Genomic DNA, 19225 nt, shown 5'->3' with positions numbered 1-19225 from the left:
ATGAAGAGAATAAAATCAGCCTTACAGTTTTTCATTTTGTGTAATTGTTTATTCGTTGCCCCTGCTTTTGCCATCGTGCCAGTCAGTGTTGCTGAGCTAACTAAAGCGCCTCTTACCAGCGAAATAGCTGTTAATGGCACACTGTTTGGCAAAGACGACGTTACTTTAACAGCCGGGATAAGTGGCCGCCTGATGTATGTTGCAGAGCCCGGTAGTGTAATAAACAAAAATGATATTTTAGTGCGCATGGATACCTTGCCTTTAGAGTTAGATAAAGCACGCCAAGCAGAAATGCTTAACCGCGCTAATATCAATTTACGTTTATATCAACAAGACCTAACCCGCTTAAAAGAATTAGCAAAATCTAGCAGCGCTGCCCTCAGCCAAGTTGATGAAGTGCAAAATAAGCATGACTTGGCTCGCTCTGACATAGCGCTTGCCAACGTTGAGCTTCAGGTGATCGATGATAAGTTAACCAGAGCCACGATCCGTGCGCCTTTTGCAGGCATTGTTAGTGAGCGTTTTAAGCGCGCGGGGCGGGAAATAAATCGAGCCGATGAGTTACTTACCTTACTGGATATTCATCATTTAGAAGTGCGTTTATATGTGCCAGTTAAATACTTAAAGTATTTACAAACGGGTATCATCTTACCCATTACAGCTGGTGACTTATCCCAACCAGAAACTGCCACAGCCATAATTACTGCGGTGATCCCATCAACTGATCCACGCTCGCAAACTGTTGAGATACGCGCTAATTTACAAACAGATAATCAACACGCCTGGGCTATTGGCCAACTTGTTGATGTAGCGGTGCCATTGACCACTAAAAACGACGTACTATTGGTAAATAGAGACGCACTGATCATCCGTAAACAAGGCACCCATGTAGTAAAAATTGATAACCAAAGTAAAGCAATCCAAATTCCGGTAACGGTTGGCAGTGGTAAAGGGCAACTTGTTGCAATTTCCCCCCTTGCAGGCAACAGTTTAAAGGCCGGCGATAAGATAGCAATACGTGGTGCTGAGCGCCTACAGGCAGGGCAAGAGGTTGACGTACAGAGTAAATAATCAACTCGTTAACTCACCTCATATATGCAGCCAGTTGCAAAAGTGGCTGCATCTACTTACAAGCAAAACCACTCAAATCTATTCGCTTTATTTGCTCGCCTTTTGCTGTGTGAACGTTGTGTTTGATAATCAAGAATCTGTCTTTTTCACTAAATGTGAAATGCCCAAGCCAATCGAGTGTGACTATCGGTGTTAAGCTATAAAAACCGTTTTCATCCGTGCATTGATAGGAGAAGTAATGCGTAGCTTTGCCAAATGCACCAATATCAGAGGTATACACGCTGATATTACCTTGTTGTTGGTAGTCGTCGGCTTGAGTGCCAACCACTAAATACAATGCACTAATGATTGCTAGGACAATAAATTGGAGCCCTGCCACTATAAAAAAGCTGATATCAAAGACTTTAGCATACCAAGCTCGGGGCTGTTCATGATGTGGATGACCGTGGCTTGCTAACAAAAAGCCACCGCTAGTGACCAGTAATAATTTAACGGGTATCAAATAGGCACTGAGTAAATACATGGTTTTGGGATTGTGCCATTGCAGACCAAAAGCCGTGGGTATAAATAAACTATCTAGCAACGGTAATAATATCAGCAAACACGCGATAATGAGTTTTTTACGTTTTAGCATGTATAAGCGATGGCAATTTATGATGTGTTTGAGTGTACAAATAATAGCGGCCAATAAAAAGCCCGTTAGAGTAAACTTAACGGGCTTCTAGATTTAAATATAATTAATCATCTTCAACGTTATCTAAGCCTTTGGTGCCGTCTTTGGCTTTTAATTTATGATGGATCGCCGACTTTATCAGCATATAGCCACTAATTGGTGCTGTAATTAATAAGAAGATAGTGATCAACAGCTCTTTCACACTGATACCATCTTGCGCGTTACTAAAAAACACCATCGCGGCAATGAGCACCCCTGCCATACCTAAGGTCGTGGCTTTGGTTGGCCCGTGTAAGCGCATAAAAAAGTCGGGCATTTTAATTAAGCCTATTGAACCAATTAAAATAAATGCGCCACCAATAAGTAATAAAATAGCCACAATCCATTCACTGTACATATGTATTCCTTATTCGATAATATCGCCACGTAGCAAATATTTACATACCGCTACGGTGCTGACAAAGCCAAGCATTGCAATTAACAAGGCGGCTTCAAAATACAGACCTGTGCCCATGCTCATACCATATAAAATGATCAATGCAATGGTATTTATATACATAGTATCAAGGGCTAAAATGCGATCAGGTACCGAAGGGCCAACCACTAAACGCCACAAGTTAAGTAACAGTGATAGGCCAATCATGGCAAAGACGATTAAAAAAACCGTTTCTAACATTGAAATATCTCCTTAAGTGGGGCTTCATAGCGCTGCTTTATGGTATTGATCAATGCTTGTTCATCATCTAAATCTAATACATGAATTAATAAATAACGCTCTGTTGGCTCTTCACCTTGCGGTAATGATTCTGGTACAGGGTATACTTCGGCACTTACAGTACCGGGAGTAAGCGACACTGTACTTGCCAAAATAGTAATAGGCATTGCATGACTTAGATCTAAGGGGACTTTCACAAATGCCGGACGCAGCTTTTTAACTGGCCCTAAAATTAACAGTGCCACTTGTAAATTTGCCGTAATAATATCAAACAGCACAATTAAAAACTGTTTTACTGCAAGACCAGGTTTAATTATTAGCGGCTGCGGCTCACGAAATGGAAAAGTGATCACAGGGATAATAAATGCAAACAGCGTAGCCAAAATTAAATGACCAGCCGATACACTGTTATTTAACAATAACCACACAATAAACAGTAATAAACTGCGAAATGGCGTAGGTAGCCAACGAAAGCGGGATTCTAAACGCATTATAAGCCTCCCTTAAGGACAGTATTTATTCCAGCCGATATATCATGCAATTGTGTCGCCGCAGCAATCATATACTCAGAAATAGGCCCCGCAAAAATAACCATTAACGGCGAACACGCTAATAAACCAATGACCGCAATAACTTGCATTGGCTTGGCATGACCTTCTTCAAGATGATCACGGCCTTGGTGCTTGCGCTCCCAAAATAAGCCAGTCCCTGCCCGAGATAATGCAACCAGCAGAACAAAGCTGGCAATCAAATATACTGGCCAAAATAGCAGCGCACGCTCACTATCGAGTGTTATTTTTAAAATCCAAATTTTGCCGACAAACCCAGAAAGCGGTGGCATCCCAACCACCGCTAAAGCGGCAACAATAAAACACGTGCCTAGTAATATCGGTTGTGCTACACCACGCCCTGGGGCTAAACGATCCGCAACTTTACCACGCTGATGAGCAATTAAATCTGCTAATAAGAATAGCGCCGCACAAATAATGGTTGAATGCACAAGGTAATACAACAATGCAGCCGTTGCGCTAACATGTTGAATAGCAACTAACGCCACTAAAGTACCAACAGAAACCACAACTAGGTTTGCGGTTAGTTTACGTAGATCTTGCGCTGCGAGTACACCTATAGCACCAATCACAATTGTTGCTATTGCTAAGCCCCATAACCAAGGCTGCGCCATGTGATTTAATAAACCCGCCTGCTCACCAAATATAACCGTATACACCCGTAGCATAGCGTATACGCCGACTTTGGTCATAATCGCAAACAAGGCTGCCACCACCGGCATAGCACTGGCGTAAGTATTCGGCAACCATAGGTGCAACGGTAATAGCGCGCCTTTTAAAGCAAACACAACCAGTAGTAGTAAACCACCAATTTTCGCAAGGTAGACATCATCACCTTGTAGTTGTGATACTTTTAGCGCCATATCGGCAATATTCAAAGTGCCTAATACGCCATATAAAATACCTAAGGCAATCAAAAATACACTTGAGCCAATCAAATTTAATACAACGTATTGTAATGCCGCACGCGTCTTATGTTTATCCCCTGCATGCATCAATAACGAGTAAGAAGCAATTAATAACACTTCAAAAAATACAAATAGATTAAATAAATCACCGGTTAAAAATGCGCCATTGACACCCAGTACTAAAAAGTGCACTAACGGATGGAAAAAGCTGCCTTTTTCATCATCGCCAACACTACTATAAAGGACCACGGCTAAAGCTAAAAATGACGTTAATGCGACCAGCAGTACTGACAACAAATCAGCTACTAAAACAATACCATATGGGGCTTGCCAATCTCCGATGGCATAGACCATAGGGCCTGAGTTATAAACATGAACCAGCAATACAGCACTAATACAGGCTGTAATAATTGACATCACGATCGACACTACACGACGAATTGGAATGCTTTTACCGCATGGCGGTAATAACAGCAGGATGGCTGCAAGCATTGGAATTAAGATTGGCAATGAAGCCAAGTGCTGAATCATCTGTGCTCCTTGTTGTTGCTTTTCACAAGGTGACCATCAACATGATCATTACCTAGATCAGCACGACCACGAATGGCTAAAATCACCACAAAGGCAGTCATTGCAAAACCGATCACGATTGCAGTTAATACTAATGCTTGTGGTAAAGGATCGGCATAATCAGCGCCAGTGCCTAATACCACGGCCTTATTGATTGTGAGTCTGCCCGCTGAAAATAAAAATAAATTTACCGCATAAGAAATCATCGTTAATCCCAACACCACCGGAAAAGTACGCGCTCTTAGCAGTAAATAAATACCACAAGTCACCAGTACACCAACGCACGATGCGTATAACAGTTCCATTAAATAGTTACCTCTTCTTTGGCTGCATCAGCAGTGAGTTTACCAAGGCTTGCTAAAATCATTAAGGTTGCACCAACCACAGTTAAATACACGCCTAAATCAAATACAATGGCACTGGCGAGCTCCGTTTTACCCACAAATGGAATATCAAAGTAATCAAACCATGTCGTTAAGAACGGTCTGCCAAATGCCCAGCTGCCTAAGCCAGTAAACATTGCAATAGCAATACCTGAGGCAATGATCTTACGATAGTTGACATCAAAACGAGAGGTGATCCACACCGAACCACGTGCCATATATTGCAAAATAAACGCAATAGAAGTCACTAGGCCAGCAATAAAGCCACCGCCAGGTAAGTTATGTCCACGTAAGAATATATACGCTGAAACTAACAAGGCTAAAGGTAATAAACTCTGCGAAATACTGGTAAGCAATATTGGGTAACGCTCACGCGCCCATGGACGCCCTTCACTGTCGCTGGCAGGCATAAATAAAGGTAAGTTTGTGAGTAATTTATAAATGCCTAACGCAGCTATACCTAATACGGTAATTTCTCCTAGGGTGTCAAACCCCCTAAAATCAACCAAAATAACGTTAACTACATTGGTACCGCCACCGCCGGTTTTCGCATTCGCGATAAAGAAATCTGAAATTGATTCAAGCGGCCGCGTTAATAACGCATAACAAATACTGGCAATAACCACCCCAACTGCTGACGCGATCCCTAAATCACGTAACATCCGTAATGAACTTGACTCTTTGGGTGTACGTTGCGGTAAAAAGAATAACGCCAACATTAATAAGATCACCGTCACAACTTCAACGGTTAATTGGGTCAAGGCTAAGTCCGGTGCAGAAAAACGGGTAAACGCCACCGACACCATTAAGCCCACAATGGATATCATTAATAGCGATACCATCCGAGCGCGATGCCAAATTACGGTGCTAATTGCACCAATAATCAATAAGCCTGCGCCAATGCCATTATAAAAATCAATCGGCGTACTTGGAACTGTGCCTGCTAATTCACCCATTTCAAATAATGGCCAACCCGCGCACAGTAAAACCACGCCGAGCATAATAACAATATAGCGTTGTAATGAACCATTTTCAGTACTGCGGATCTTCTCTTGGCTCCATTTAATAACGCTATAAAGCACTCTTTCAAAAGTCTTTTTAGCATTCAATGTTGGTAACGAAGCTTGAAATTGAAACAGGTGTTTACGCTGAATATAAATAAATACCCCACAACACGTTGCTAAAAAGCTCATCAATAATGGTAAGTTAAAACCATGCCAAATTGACAACTTAAACTCAGGCGTTGCATCACCAAGCACAGCCAAAGAGGCCGCCGATAAAATGCCATCGACCACAAAATTCGGGAACATGCCTACTAGCAAACATAGCACCACTAAAATTTCGATTGGCACGCGCATATAACGCGGTGGTTCATGTGGGGTTTTCGGTAAATCAATTGGGTCGCCATTAAAGAATACATCATGGATAAAGCGCGCTGAATAAGCCACTGAAAAAGCAGCCGCTAAAGTCGCTAATACTGGGATCAACCATGACATTGAACCAAGCACTTGTTGGTGTAAGGTCTCAGCAAAGAACATTTCTTTTGATAAGAAGCCATTTAGCAATGGCACCCCTGCCATAGCCGCTGCAGCAACCATTGCCAGCGTCGCTGTGTAAGGCATAAAACGCCACATGCCATTGAGTTTTCGCATATCACGGGTGCCGGTTTCGTGATCAATAATACCGGTTGCCATAAATAAGGAGGCTTTAAATGTTGCATGGTTAATAATATGGAAAATTGCTGCCACAGTGGCAAGCTCAGTATCTAAACCAAGTAATAAGGTAATTAAACCAAGGTGACTAATGGTTGAATACGCTAACAAACCTTTTAAGTCATGCTTAAATAACGCGATATAAGCGCCAACTAATAAGGTGGTTAAACCTGTCATTGCCACTAAAATAAACCAAGTATCATTTCCTGCAAGTGCAGGATGGAAGCGCGCTAGTAAAAATATCCCTGCTTTTACCATAGTTGCTGAGTGTAAATAGGCACTAACCGGTGTTGGCGCCGCCATGGCATGAGGTAACCAAAAATGAAATGGGAACTGCGCAGACTTAGTAAATGCCCCTAATAGCACGAGTACTAAGGCAACTTCAAATAGCTCGTGAGATTGGATCAAAGCGCGGCTGGCTAGAATTACATCAAGATTATAGCTACCAACAATGTCTCCGAGCAGTAATAAACCACCCAGTAGTGCTAAGCCGCCGGCTCCCGTGACTGCCAGCGCCATTCGCGCGCCTTTACGCGCTTCGGTTTTATGCCACCAGTAACTAATCAGTAAGAACGAGCTGATGCTGGTTAGCTCCCAAAAAAACCACAGTTGAATAACGTTATTCGACATCACAATGCCAAGCATGGCCGTCATAAATAGCATTAAGTAACTGTAGAGCTTTGACATTGAGTCTTTCGCACTCAAGTAGTAACGAGTATAAAAGATTACCAGCAGGCCTATTCCCAAGATCATAAAAATAAACAATAAGCTTAAGCCATCTAAGCGTAAGGCTATGTCTATTCCCAATGCCGGTATCCATTGTGCGGTAAAGCGGATTGTCTCACCCGCTAAAATCGCAGGCGCGTGATAAATCGCAATTGCTAAGGCGCATAACGGCGCTAGCATAGTTAAGCTCGTAGATTGATTACGAGTCAGTTTTCCGGTGCAGGAAGAAATAACACTGCCAATTAAGGATAACAAGGGTATCCAGAGCAAAGTCATAATGAGAAACCTTTTGAAGTCATAAGAGTATCAATACACTGCTAGTTAGTTTTAGTTTAGTACTGGTCATTGAGATGGTTTAATTTTAGCTTCAATAAACGCCTTATAGTTATACTGATAAGGGACGATTTTGTCTATAGTAAGCCCTGCTACCTGCTGCTATTTTGTACTAATTTAACGCTGATTTTATATTATTCACAACTTTACTCGGCAATATTTTTATTTACCATTTTATTGGTAAAGTCCATAGCTGGTGCAATTTGCTGAAAATAATCAGTAAAACGCACCGGTTGGTAGTGCGGCTCACTGATTTTTCGCAGCCATAATTGCTGATATTGTGCAGAAAGTGGCAGTTGCTGATATTGCATAATAGACCAGTCAGCGCTTGGTTTGTATGCCTTACTCCCGGTTTCACAGCTATCACTCAAAACCCAGCCAGCAGGCGGTGTTAACCCATTGGCAATAAAAAGATTAGGTGCGACTAAACCGCGCTGATGACATAACCATGCTTGTTTTGCTGTGGGCAATGCATACTCATCTTCAAAGCCATTAAAATGCATTAATTCATGTAAAAATAAACCATAATGGCTCGCCGAGTTTAAGTGCATTATTCCGCCTTGCACATTGCCAGAGCCTGTCGCCGTCATCATGACAATAAAATCAAAGCCCGTTGGCCATCTTTTATCGGCAATTAAAGGACGCCAATCACATTGAGCCGCAGAATCTGGCTGCTGCTGGCAAGCTATTGTATTCCCTAAGTAAATGGGTTTACTAAAACAAAAGCTTGCTGCACGTGGTTGGGGCTGCTGTTGGTAACGGTGGGTAAATGCAGTGAGTTGGCTGATGCCTTGACGGTGATCTGTCATCAGCAACACATTAAACTGACACTGGGGCGTTGCTTTAAGTTGTGAAAAAGCCAATAAAAACCCTTCATCATTAGCAAACTCTTGCTCGATACGCTGCGGTGCTACTTTGTGCTGCAACTTTAAATGCTCTGCCGCATAGCTTGCAACAGGCAAAAGTTGTTGCTCTTTTAAGCTCTCTAAATCACTCCAGCGCTCAAAACGAAGTAACAGTGCGCTGAGCTGGCGACGTTTGTCTTCATTTTGCTGAGCAACACTAACACGCCAAAACGGCTTTGCGGCACGTGGCTTTTCATTATTTAATAAGCGCAACGCCCATGCAAACTGAGCATCAGTAACGGCATTTAAAGCTAACAAGGATAAAGTGGGATCTGACAGACTATTTAATTGCGCATTAAAATCGTCAATAAAACGATAATAGCTAATAAGAATAGAATCTGGGGTATGTTTTACATGCCAAAAAGCAACATCGCGCTGCTGATCCACTGAGCTTGGTAAGCAACCAACACTCAGTACAACAGCAACGCCAATTAGATAATTAACTAGCGTTTTCACCAGCCATTAACTCAAGCTCTAAACGCGCATATTTATATTCCACAAATTCATGCACATTAGTGGCAAGTGCTAAGCGGAAAAAGTCTGCGGCTTGATAATCTAAGCCTTTGGCTTGGTATATTTTCGCAAGGTAAAAATACGCTTCACACAAACGCTGCGCATATTCTTGTTCAGTTGAGACACCTTCGCTAATGCTGGCTAAAAAGGCTCGTTCGCTCATATCACCAATATACAAAGAGATTAACCCATATGCCCATTGACTATCGTCAAGACCTTGCGCATTGGCTTTTAACGTAGCTAACGCTTGTACAGGGTCAGCGTTCGCTTGTGCTAAATAGAGCCATAACACACGGTATGGATCACTCGGTGAGCGAGCTAAAAACTCTTCTAGATCAGCGGCGGCAAGGCTTGGTCTATCACCATAGTACAGTGCGATACCACGGTTTAAATAGGCATATTCATGCTGCTCATTAAGCTCTAACGCTGAATCAAAAAACTCATAGGCTTTTTCATATTGCTGCATCAAGGTATGGTGAATACCTAAAAAATTATACACTTCGGCTAGATCGGGCTTTAATTGCACGGCACGATTAAAATCAATCCGCGCCAAAGTAGACATGCCTAAGCTGTCAAATAATACACCGCGGTCATAAAGTAATTTTGCTTGTTGATCTGGCGCTAAATCGGCGCGATTCAATAATTCAGAATAGCGAGCTATCGCTATTTCACTACGAAAATCAGAAGGCAATGGTGCAGTGAAAGGCACGTTAACAATTGCAGTTGGTTGTGCTTGCGAAGTAGATTGACAGGCGCTTAAGGACAAAATAGCAAACGATGCCAAGGCTATGTGTTTAAGTATCATTAAAATCCTTTATACCAAGATAAGTAGCAAACAGATAAGACAAGTGCTATCCAAAGAGGTTTCATTAAAGCATAAAAAAAGAGGCTATACAGCCCCTTTTTATATTATCCAGAGAATATCTGGATTAAATATCAACAATTAAGCGTCAGTTGCTGTGTCAGCTGAAGATGCTGCTGCTTCCATTGCTTCTTTGATACTTAGACGTACGCGACCTTGACGGTCTACTTCTAGTACTTTAACTTTAACTTCTTGACCTTCAGATAGGTGATCTGTCACGTTATTTACGCGCTCAGTGCTGATCTGAGAGATATGCACTAGGCCATCTTTACCAGGCAGAATGTTTACAAATGCACCAAAATCAACGATACGTACCACTTTACCGTCGTAGATAGTACCTACTTCAAGCTCAGCTGTTAATTGCTCAATGCGGCTGATTGCATTTGCTGCGCTTTCACCGTCTGTTGCTGCAATTTTGATTGTGCCATCATCACCGATTTCAATCGTAGTACCAGTTTCTTCAGTAAGTTGACGAATAGTTGCACCGCCTTTACCGATAACTTCAGCGATTTTCTTCTGTGGTATCTTCATTGTGTAGATACGTGGAGCAAACATTGAAAGCTCTTCAGATGGTGCAGAAATCGCTTCGTCCATCACACCTAGAATGTGTAAACGTGCCGCTTTTGCTTGTTTAAGGGCAATTTGCATGATTTCTTGCGTGATACCTTCAATCTTGATATCCATTTGTAGTGCAGTAATACCTGCAGCAGTACCAGCTACTTTAAAGTCCATGTCACCTAAGTGATCTTCATCACCTAAGATGTCAGAAAGAACTACGAATTTCTCGTCTTCTTTAACTAGACCCATCGCGATACCCGCAACAGAGGCTTTAATTGGCACACCCGCATTCATTAGCGCAAGTGACGTACCACATACCGATGCCATTGAAGATGAACCATTTGATTCAGTGATCTCAGATACCACACGGATTGAGTAAGGGAACTCAGTCAATGTAGGCATTACAGCTTGGATACCGCGCTTAGCTAGGTTACCGTGGCCGATTTCACGACGCTTAGGAGAACCGACAAAACCTGTTTCACCTACGCAGAACGGAGGGAAGTTGTAGTTAAGCATAAAGTGGTTTTTGTGCGTGCCAGTTAAATCGTCGATCAACTGTGAATCACGTTCTGTACCAAGTGTAGCTGTTACAAGTGCTTGTGTTTCACCACGAGTAAAAATTGCAGAGCCGTGAGTACGTGGCAATACGCCAGTCATTACGTCAAGGGCACGGATCATATCTGGTTCACGACCATCGATACGTTTTTCACCAGCAGTGATGCGGCCACGTACGATTTTCTTCTCAAGAGAACCAAATACTTTACCAACTTCTTGCTTGTCTAGTGACTCGCCTTCAGCAAGTTCAGCTGTTAATACAGCAACAACTTCGTCTTTAGCAACGCCAAGTGCTTCTTTACGAGCCACTTTATCAGTGATGCGGTAAGCTTCGCCTACTTTATCAGCTGCGATTGCTGCTACTTTATCTTCTAAAGCAACGTTCTTTTCAGGTGCTGCCCAATCCCATGTAGGTTTGCCAGCTTCTGCTTTGAATTCGTTGATTGCGTTGATGATAGCTTGAGATTGCTCATGACCATATACAACTGCACCTAACATTACGTCTTCAGCTAGAACGTCAGCTTCTGATTCAACCATAAGTACTGCGTTATCAGTACCAGCAACAACTAAATCAAGTTGGCTTTCTTCCAGCTCTTTTAGTGTCGGGTTAAGTACGTATTCGCCGTTGATGTAACCAACGCGTGCTGCACCAATTGGGCCACTGAATGGGATACCAGAGATAGCAAGTGCTGCTGAAGTACCGATCATCGCAACCATATCAGGTTGGATTTCAGGGTTAACAGAAACAACGGTAGCAATAACTTGTACTTCGTTGACAAAACCAGTTGGGAAAAGTGGGCGAATTGGACGATCAATAAGACGTGCAATCAGTGTTTCACCGTCGTTAGGACGACCTTCACGCTTTAAGAAACCACCAGGGATACGACCCGCAGCGTACATACGCTCTTGGTAGTTAACGGTTAGTGGGAAAAAATCTTGGCCAGGTTGTGCTTCACGCTTACCAACAACAGTAACTAATACTGATGTGTCGCCAATACTTGCTAATACTGCGCCGTCAGCTTGACGAGCGATTGCACCGGTTTCTAGGGTAACGGTATGTTGACCTAGTTGAAATTCTTTAATAATTGCTTGCACTTAAAATGTTCCTTAAATGTATTCTAATAAGTTGTCATCAAAGTACCAATTACAGTACATAATTGTATTCAGTTGGAAATCAATTAAGTACTACAATTGGCAATGATGCGAATAAGCGTAGATAAACCTTTTTATCTACGCGCATAGTATATAACAAAGTAATGCAAAATTGCGAGCTTAGTCCCTAGATAAAAGTGGTGATAATAGGCGCGCTAAAAAGTGTGCTTTGCTGTCACTAACTATGTGGCTTTTATTTGATATTTCAAGAGAAATAATTGTTATGGACAGAGAGAGTGAGGAATTTCGGGCACAAAAAAAGGAGCTAAAAAGCTCCTTTTTATGAAATCTAGTTCTTAGCGACGTAGGCCAAGTTCTTGGATTAACGCAGTATAACGTGCAATGTCTTTACCTTTAAGGTAATCAAGCAGTTTACGGCGAGTGCTTACTTTACGAAGCAGACCACGACGTGAGTGGAAGTCATGCTTGTGATCAGCAAAGTGACCTTGCAGCTTGTTGATATCAAAAGTAAGAAGTGCAACTTGTACTTCAGGTGAACCAGTGTCGCCTTCTGCACGTGCGAATTTTGCGATGATATCGATCTTTTCTTGATTGCTTAGTGACATAGTAACTCCAAAAATAAAATTTAAAAGGTGTCTTAGCCGATCACTAATTCAGCCAAAACGATTAGCGGGCGTATTCTACCAGCTACGGCAATAACTACAAGCGAAACTTTACTCGGTTGCTTCTTGCTGATTTGATAAGCCACGCTTTGACTTTAAATGGCCATCAGCATTTTTTTCACCAGTGCCAATAAACACGCCATCAGCGAGCACTTTTAACGCGCCATCGGGTAACTCACTACCAAGCACCACAGCCTGACCATGGCTAAACGAAACCCCCTGCTCTTGGCTTATTTCAACCACAGGTAAATCAACTAAGGCGGTATCCATTGGTAATAACAGTTCATCAAGGTAAGTTGACGGACTCAGGTCTTGCTGTTTTGCTTTCGCTAATAACGCTTCTAGCTGCTCAAGGGTGACCATTTTATCTGCAGGATAATGGCCTACCGCACTACGGTGTAACATGATCACATGCGCGCCACAGCCAAGGTTTTCGCCTAAGTCATCAACAATAGTACGAATGTACGTCCCTTTTGATACGTGGGCGGTCATTTGTACTTCATTATTCGCTTCATCAAACTCATCTAGTGTTAAACTAAATACGTTGATTTTTCTACACTTGCGAGGTACTTCAATGCCTTCACGCGCGTATTTATATAAAGGTCTGCCTTCATATTTTAACGCTGAATACATTGATGGATATTGATCTGACTCGCCTAAAAACTTAGCAATTTCTGCACTAAGTTGCTCAACGGTTACGTTCACATCTTTAGTGCTAACAATCTCGCCATCAGAATCTGATGTTGTCGTACGTTCACCTAATTTAGCGCGAACCACATAGGTTTTATCAGTATCGAGTAAAAACTGGGTAAACTTAGTCGCTTCACCAAAACAAATTGGCAGCATACCAGTGGCAAGCGGATCGAGGGCACCGGTGTGCCCCGCTTTTTGTGCAAAGTACACACCTTTCGCTTGCTGTAACGCTTTATTTGATGAAATGCCTATTGCTTTGTTTAACAACAAAATACCGTCAACTGGGCGGCCTTTACTGCGCTTTGCCATCTGTATCAGTGCCTTCTTCGCTGTCTGTTTCGTCGATATGCTCTGCATTATCTACGCTATCAACTTCGTCATCTACATGTTTTGCTTTATCTTCACGAATGATAGAATCAACAAGGTTTGAAATACGCATGCCTTCCATCAGTGAATTATCAACCACAAACTTCAGCTCAGGCATAATGCGGGCACGAATACGTTTGCCAAGTAGTGAACGGATATAACCGGTCGCTTCATTTAATACTTTAGCGCTTTGCTTTGCAGCATCTTCATCTTGAGTGTTAAACACGGTAATAAAGATTTTTGCGTAAGATAAATCACGTGATACTTCAACAGCTGATACTGTCACCATACCTAAACGTGGATCTTTAATTTCACGTTGCAAAATAACAGCAATTTCTTTTTGAATTTGCTGAGCAACCCGATCAGTACGAGAAAATTCTCTCATTAGACTCTACTCTAAAAATTATAACTCATTGAGAAATATAAATAAGTTATTTAAATAATGGATACACAAATGGGGGCTGAGCCCCCATTTATTATCTTAGCTTACGAGCAATTAAAGTGTACGTTGTACTTCAACTGTTTCGAATACTTCGATTTGGTCACCAACGCGAACGTCGTTATAGTTCTTAACGCCGATACCACATTCCATGCCGTTACGAACATCAGCAACATCGTCTTTAAAGCGACGCAGTGACTCAAGTTCACCTTCGTAGATAACCACGTTATCACGAAGTACACGAATTGGTGCGCTACGTTTAATAACACCTTCAGTAACCATACAACCAGCGATAGCGCCAATTTTAGGTGACTTGAACACGTCACGAACTTCAGCAAGACCGATGATCTCTTGCTTGAACTCTGGTGCTAGCATACCAGACATAGCTTGCTTCACTTCGTCAATCAAGCTGTAGATAACGCTGTAGTAACGTAAGTCTAAGTTCTCAGACTCAATTACTTTACGTGCCGATGCATCAGCACGAACGTTAAAGCCAACCACGATTGCATTAGATGCTGCCGCAAGGGTTGCGTCAGTTTCAGTGATACCACCTACGCCTGAGCCTACAATCTTCACTTTAACTTCATCTGTTGACAGTTTAGTCAATGAATCAGAGATTGCTTCGATTGAACCTTGAACGTCTGCTTTAAGTACCACGTTAACTTCAGATACATTGCCGTCAGTCATGTTAGTAAACATGTTTTCAAGCTTCGCTTTTTGTTGACGTGCTAGTTTAACATCGCGGAACTTACCTTGACGATAAAGCGCAACTTCACGGGCTTTACGCTCGTCTTTAACTACAGTTGCTTCGTCGCCCGCAGCTGGAATACCAGATAGACCTAAAATCTCAACTGGGATTGAAGGACCGGCAGACTTGATATCTTTACCATTTTCATCGCGCATTGCACGAACACGACCATACTCAAGACCACATAATACAATGTCACCTTGGTTAAGCGTACCAGATTGCACAAGAACAGAAGCAACTGGACCACGGCCTTTATCAAGACGTGATTCAATAACAACACCGGCAGCCATACCCACCGTTGGTGCAGTAAGCTCTAAAAGCTCAGCTTGCATTAATACCGCTTCTAACAGCTCATCAATACCTAAACCAGTTTTAGCTGAGATATGCACGTATTGTGTATCACCGCCCCACTCTTCAGGGATAACGTCTAGTTGAGCAAGCTCGTTCTTAACGCGATCTGGGTCTACGCCTTCTTTATCCATTTTGTTTACAGCGATGATTAAAGGCACGCCAGCTGCACGGGCATGCTGTACTGCTTCTTTAGTTTGTGGCATTACACCATCATCTGCTGCAACCACTAGGATTACGATATCGGTCGCTTTCGCACCACGAGCACGCATTGACGTAAACGCCGCGTGACCCGGTGTATCTAAGAAAGTGATCATGTTGCCATTCACATCAACATGGTAAGCACCAATGTGCTGAGTAATACCACCGGCTTCGCCAGAGGCTACTTTGGCAGAACGAATATAATCAAGTGTTGACGTTTTACCGTGGTCAACGTGACCCATAACAGTAACAACAGGCGCACGTGGCTCAGACTTGCCATCTTCATGACGGTCATTAAGTACGGTTTGCTCTAATTCGTTTTCTTTAACAATGATAACCTTATGACCCATTTCTTCTGCAACAAGTTGCGCAGCTTCTTGGTCAATCACTTGGTTAATGGTAACCATGTCACCCATTTTCATCATTGTTTTTACAACTTCAGCGCCTTTAACAGCCATGCGTGATGCAAGTTCGGCAACTGTAATTGTTTCGCTGATACGCACTTCGTTTTTCACATCAACAGTCGGTTTTTGGAAACCGTGCTGTAGTGACGCAGGTGCTTTTAGCTTGCTTTTCTTGCCTCTTGAAGGAACGAATTTCTCTTTCGCTGGGGCTTTCTTCTTTTTCTTCGCACGGCGTGCGCCTTGCTCATCACGGGCATCAGCAACATCTTCTGCTTCACGTGCGTAAGTTGAAGTCGTAAGGTGGTGATCAGCGGTTTCTTCACGCTTTTTACGTTCTTCTTCTTCTTTCTTCCAGCGAGCTGAATTTTCTTCTGCTAGCTTTCTTGCCTCTTCTGCTTGACGTTTCGCTTCTTCTTCAGCTTTCTTCAATGCGGCCTCTTCTGCTTCTTTTTGCAGACGCTCAGCTTCAACGCGATCTTTTTCAGATTTAGCGGTTTGTTCTGGAGTCATCTGCTTCTGTTTTGCTACACGTTCAGCATCTGCTTTACGTTTAGCTTCTTCTTTCGCTTTACGATCAGCCTCTTCTTTGGCTTTACGTTCGGCGTCTTGTTTTGCTTTAAGCTCAGCGGCTTCTTTTGCAGCTTGTTGCTCAAGTTCACGGCGTGCGGCTTCTTCAGCTGCGATACGTGCTTGCTCTTGCTCTTGCTCAACAGCGCTTTTCTTCACGTAAGTACGTGTTTTACGTACTTCAACTTGTACTGACTTTGCTTGACCCGTAGAGCCTGTCACACTTAATGTGCTTTTGCTCTTACGTTGCAATGTCATACGCGCGGGGCCATCTGAGCCTGTGCCGCCGTGTTGCTTGCTTAAGTGATCAAGTAACGTTGCTTTTTCAGCTTCAGTTACATTATCACCCGCTTGCTTAGTGATACCGGCTTGCGATAATTGTTGAAGCAATTTATCAACAGTTGTACCAATATCCCCGGCTAGTTTTTCAACATTTACTTCTGCCATAGTCTCTAATACCTCCGTTAATAAATTACTCGTCTGCGAACCAACAAATGTTACGCGCAGCCATAATTAGCTCACCCGCTTTCTCAGGAGAAAGCTCTGTAATATCGACTAATTCATCAATACCTTGCTCAGCTAAATCTTCTAGCGTAACAACCCCTTTGCTTGCCATAACAAACGCAAGGTGACGCTCTAACCCTTCTAGTGCCAATAAGTCTTCTGCAGGCTCTGCACCGTCAAGGCTTTCTTCTGTTTTAAGTGCTTTAGTCGTTAATGCATCTTTTGCACGTGAACGTAACAAATCAACAGTATCTTCATCTAAGCCATCAATTTCTAAGAACTCAGACGCAGGCACATAGGCAACTTCTTCGAGGGTTGAAAAACCTTCGTTGATAAGTAATGTTGCAAAGTCCTCATCGATATCTAAGTTTTCAGTGAATAAGTTAATTAACTTATCAGATTCCGCTTCATTCTTAGCGCGCATTTCTTCAACTGTCATTACGTTTAGTTCCCAACCAGTTAACTGGCTAGCAAGACGTACGTTTTGACCGTTACGACCAATTGCTTGTGCTAGGTTATCCGCTTCAACAGCGATATCCATTGAATGGGTGTCTTCATCCATTACAATTGAAGCAACTTCAGCCGGTGACATGGCATTAATAACAAACTGCGCTGGGTTGTCATCGTAAAGTACGATATCAACACGCTCACCACCAAGTTCAGTGGATACGGCTTGTACACGTGCGCCACGCATACCAACACACGCACCAATCGGATCGATACGTTTGTCGTTAGATTTAACGGCGATTTTAGCACGTGAACCTGGATCACGTGCTGCTGCACGTAATTCAATCATTTCTTCGCCAATTTCTGGCACCTCAATGCGGAATAATTCCATCAGCATTTCTGGCTTAGAGCGTGTTACAAATAACTGTGCACCACGCGCATCAGGTTTTACTTCATACAGTAAGCCACGGATGCGATCGCCTGGACGGAAGTTTTCACGTGGTAGCATGTCATCACGGTAAATAACCGCTTCAGCATTGTTACCTAAATCTAACACGATTGCGTCACGGGTTGCTTTTTTAACAACACCGGTTACCAGCTCGCCTTGTTGATCTTTATACGCTTCTACAACCAGCGCACGCTCAGCTTCACGTACTTTTTGTACGATAACTTGCTTCGCCATTTGCGTGGTAATACGGTCAAACTTAATTGACTCGATTTGCTCTTCAATGAAATCACCAATCTTCAGGTCAGGATCATCAACTTGCGCAGCTTCTAAGGTAATTTCGCTGTATGGGTGCTCTAGTGAGCCATCTTCAAGTACTTCTGCAATCTGCCAACGACGGTAAGTGTCGTAGTCACCTGTTTTACGGTCAATTGCAACGCGTACTTCAATTTCACCCGTGTGTTTTTTCTTAGTCGCGGTCGCTAATGCGAACTCTAACGCTTCGAAAATCTTTTCTTTTGGAACCGCTTTCTCATTGGAAACGGCTTCAGCAACCAATAATATCTCTTTTGCCATGGGTTATGCCTCGCTTGCCCTATTCCTTCGCACTCGAATTAAAACTTTGCGATAATGTTCGCACGTTCAATGTTACTGAGCATGATTAAGTGTTCAGTGCCGTCACTTGAAAGTGTGATCATATCACTGCTAACTGATACTAAATCGCCTTTAAAATTACGACGACCATCTTGTGGAAGTTTGGTACGCACGCGTACTTCCTCTCCTTGTGCCTTCTCGTAGTGATCTTGTTTGAATAATAGACGATCAACACCAGGAGACGATACTTCCAAATCATATTCATTTGTAATTGGGTCTTCGACATCTAAAATCGCGCTTATTTGACGACTTGCATCAGCACAATTATCAACCGAAATCCCCGCTTCATGATCGATATAGACCCTAAGCGTAGAATGGCGACCCGCTTGCACAAACTCTAGACCATGTAATTCAAAGCCTAACATCTCAACTGACGGTGAAAGCATGGTTAATAAATCTTGCTCAAGTTTTGTCACGAAAATCCTCCATACAAACAAAAAAAGGGCTTATAGCCCTAAAATACTTAGCTTATTCCTTGATTTAAAATCAAGTGGTGCAGATACAACAACGCCCCGAACCAAGCGGGGCGTCACACCTAAAGCATAAAACTGTGTGGCCATGGGCCAAGCTTGGTTGCGGGT

Annotated in this window: 17 protein-coding genes; 1 reads left to right on the top strand and 16 read right to left on the bottom strand. The window is 42.7% G+C overall.

The features are described from left to right. On the top strand, positions 1–1071 hold the full coding sequence (locus tag ACMVDV_RS01590) for an efflux RND transporter periplasmic adaptor subunit (RefSeq protein ID WP_416156957.1): 1071 nt from the start codon (positions 1–3) through the stop codon (positions 1069–1071). A 52-nt stretch (positions 1072–1123) separates the two neighbouring features. On the opposite strand, the gene ACMVDV_RS01585 is transcribed toward ACMVDV_RS01590, so the two are convergent. The 16 genes from ACMVDV_RS01585 to rimP form a co-directional block, all read right to left on the bottom strand. Continuing rightward, positions 1124–1705: a hypothetical protein gene (locus tag ACMVDV_RS01585; RefSeq protein WP_416156956.1), complete on the bottom strand. Its 582-nt coding sequence runs from the start codon at positions 1703–1705 to the stop codon at positions 1124–1126. Between the two features lie 103 nt (positions 1706–1808). Continuing rightward, positions 1809–2141, bottom strand: coding sequence for a Na+/H+ antiporter subunit G (locus ACMVDV_RS01580; RefSeq protein WP_304183482.1), 333 nt, complete (start codon positions 2139–2141; stop codon positions 1809–1811). A 9-nt stretch (positions 2142–2150) separates the two neighbouring features. Beyond that, positions 2151–2420, bottom strand: coding sequence for a K+/H+ antiporter subunit F (locus tag ACMVDV_RS01575; RefSeq protein WP_016707651.1), 270 nt, complete (start codon positions 2418–2420; stop codon positions 2151–2153). Next, entirely contained in the window at positions 2414–2950 is a 537-nt protein-coding gene (locus tag ACMVDV_RS01570; protein WP_416156955.1) for a Na+/H+ antiporter subunit E, read from the bottom strand. The genes ACMVDV_RS01575 and ACMVDV_RS01570 overlap by 7 nt, the downstream gene beginning before the upstream one ends. Then, complete coding sequence (locus ACMVDV_RS01565) at positions 2950–4467, bottom strand: monovalent cation/H+ antiporter subunit D (protein WP_416156954.1); 1518 nt, start codon at positions 4465–4467, stop codon at positions 2950–2952. The genes ACMVDV_RS01570 and ACMVDV_RS01565 overlap by 1 nt, the downstream gene beginning before the upstream one ends. Then, positions 4464–4811 (bottom strand): Na+/H+ antiporter subunit C, encoded by a 348-nt coding sequence (locus tag ACMVDV_RS01560; RefSeq protein WP_064667620.1) that lies wholly within the window; start codon positions 4809–4811, stop codon positions 4464–4466. Before ACMVDV_RS01560 ends, ACMVDV_RS01565 begins: the two co-directional genes overlap by 4 nt. Beyond that, on the bottom strand, positions 4811–7603 hold the full coding sequence (locus tag ACMVDV_RS01555; RefSeq protein ID WP_416156953.1) for a monovalent cation/H+ antiporter subunit A: 2793 nt from the start codon (positions 7601–7603) through the stop codon (positions 4811–4813). The genes ACMVDV_RS01560 and ACMVDV_RS01555 overlap by 1 nt, the downstream gene beginning before the upstream one ends. A 203-nt stretch (positions 7604–7806) precedes the next feature. After that, positions 7807–9021 (bottom strand): hypothetical protein, encoded by a 1215-nt coding sequence (locus ACMVDV_RS01550; protein ID WP_416156952.1) that lies wholly within the window; start codon positions 9019–9021, stop codon positions 7807–7809. Continuing rightward, complete coding sequence (nlpI, locus tag ACMVDV_RS01545) at positions 9005–9883, bottom strand: lipoprotein NlpI (protein WP_416156951.1); 879 nt, start codon at positions 9881–9883, stop codon at positions 9005–9007. The genes ACMVDV_RS01550 and nlpI overlap by 17 nt, the downstream gene beginning before the upstream one ends. Before the next feature lie 138 nt (positions 9884–10021). Further along, positions 10022–12148 carry a polyribonucleotide nucleotidyltransferase gene (pnp, locus tag ACMVDV_RS01540; RefSeq protein WP_416156950.1) on the bottom strand — a complete coding sequence of 709 codons (2127 nt, stop codon included), beginning with the start codon at positions 12146–12148 and terminating at the stop codon, positions 10022–10024. 353 nt (positions 12149–12501) lie between these two features. Continuing rightward, entirely contained in the window at positions 12502–12771 is a 270-nt protein-coding gene (gene rpsO / locus ACMVDV_RS01535; RefSeq protein WP_016707659.1) for a 30S ribosomal protein S15, read from the bottom strand. Positions 12772–12879: 108 nt separating this feature from the next. After that, positions 12880–13830, bottom strand: coding sequence for a tRNA pseudouridine(55) synthase TruB (gene truB, locus ACMVDV_RS01530; RefSeq protein ID WP_416156949.1), 951 nt, complete (start codon positions 13828–13830; stop codon positions 12880–12882). Continuing rightward, positions 13814–14272: a 30S ribosome-binding factor RbfA gene (gene rbfA / locus ACMVDV_RS01525; protein WP_416156948.1), complete on the bottom strand. Its 459-nt coding sequence runs from the start codon at positions 14270–14272 to the stop codon at positions 13814–13816. The genes truB and rbfA overlap by 17 nt, the downstream gene beginning before the upstream one ends. A gap of 111 nt (positions 14273–14383) precedes the next feature. Beyond that, entirely contained in the window at positions 14384–17041 is a 2658-nt protein-coding gene (gene infB / locus ACMVDV_RS01520) for a translation initiation factor IF-2 (protein ID WP_416156947.1), read from the bottom strand. A 25-nt stretch (positions 17042–17066) separates the two neighbouring features. Continuing rightward, positions 17067–18566 carry a transcription termination factor NusA gene (gene nusA, locus ACMVDV_RS01515; RefSeq protein ID WP_416156946.1) on the bottom strand — a complete coding sequence of 500 codons (1500 nt, stop codon included), beginning with the start codon at positions 18564–18566 and terminating at the stop codon, positions 17067–17069. Between the two features lie 38 nt (positions 18567–18604). Continuing rightward, positions 18605–19060: a ribosome maturation factor RimP gene (rimP, locus tag ACMVDV_RS01510; protein WP_016707664.1), complete on the bottom strand. Its 456-nt coding sequence runs from the start codon at positions 19058–19060 to the stop codon at positions 18605–18607. Positions 19061–19225: the final 165 nt, after the last annotated feature.

The sequence above is a fragment of the Pseudoalteromonas sp. ASV78 genome, from assembly GCF_047806705.1.
Lineage (GTDB): Bacteria > Pseudomonadota > Gammaproteobacteria > Enterobacterales > Alteromonadaceae > Pseudoalteromonas > Pseudoalteromonas prydzensis_A.
The sequence above is the reverse complement of the archived record's forward strand: the minus strand, read 5'-3'. Positions and strand labels throughout refer to the sequence as shown.

Coding starts and splice junctions, on each gene's coding strand:
- ACMVDV_RS01565 (WP_416156954.1), bottom strand. CDS start 4,467: ATGATTCAGCACTTGGCTTCATTGCCAATCTTAATTCCAATGCTTGCA.
- nlpI (WP_416156951.1), bottom strand. CDS start 9,883: ATGATACTTAAACACATAGCCTTGGCATCGTTTGCTATTTTGTCCTTA.
- ACMVDV_RS01570 (WP_416156955.1), bottom strand. CDS start 2,950: ATGCGTTTAGAATCCCGCTTTCGTTGGCTACCTACGCCATTTCGCAGT.
- rpsO (WP_016707659.1), bottom strand. CDS start 12,771: ATGTCACTAAGCAATCAAGAAAAGATCGATATCATCGCAAAATTCGCA.
- infB (WP_416156947.1), bottom strand. CDS start 17,041: ATGGCAGAAGTAAATGTTGAAAAACTAGCCGGGGATATTGGTACAACT.
- ACMVDV_RS01555 (WP_416156953.1), bottom strand. CDS start 7,603: ATGACTTTGCTCTGGATACCCTTGTTATCCTTAATTGGCAGTGTTATT.
- ACMVDV_RS01575 (WP_016707651.1), bottom strand. CDS start 2,420: ATGTTAGAAACGGTTTTTTTAATCGTCTTTGCCATGATTGGCCTATCA.
- ACMVDV_RS01560 (WP_064667620.1), bottom strand. CDS start 4,811: ATGGAACTGTTATACGCATCGTGCGTTGGTGTACTGGTGACTTGTGGT.
- ACMVDV_RS01580 (WP_304183482.1), bottom strand. CDS start 2,141: ATGTACAGTGAATGGATTGTGGCTATTTTATTACTTATTGGTGGCGCA.
- truB (WP_416156949.1), bottom strand. CDS start 13,830: ATGGCAAAGCGCAGTAAAGGCCGCCCAGTTGACGGTATTTTGTTGTTA.
- ACMVDV_RS01590 (WP_416156957.1), top strand. CDS start 1: ATGAAGAGAATAAAATCAGCCTTACAGTTTTTCATTTTGTGTAATTGT.
- ACMVDV_RS01585 (WP_416156956.1), bottom strand. CDS start 1,705: ATGCTAAAACGTAAAAAACTCATTATCGCGTGTTTGCTGATATTATTA.
- nusA (WP_416156946.1), bottom strand. CDS start 18,566: ATGGCAAAAGAGATATTATTGGTTGCTGAAGCCGTTTCCAATGAGAAA.
- rbfA (WP_416156948.1), bottom strand. CDS start 14,272: ATGAGAGAATTTTCTCGTACTGATCGGGTTGCTCAGCAAATTCAAAAA.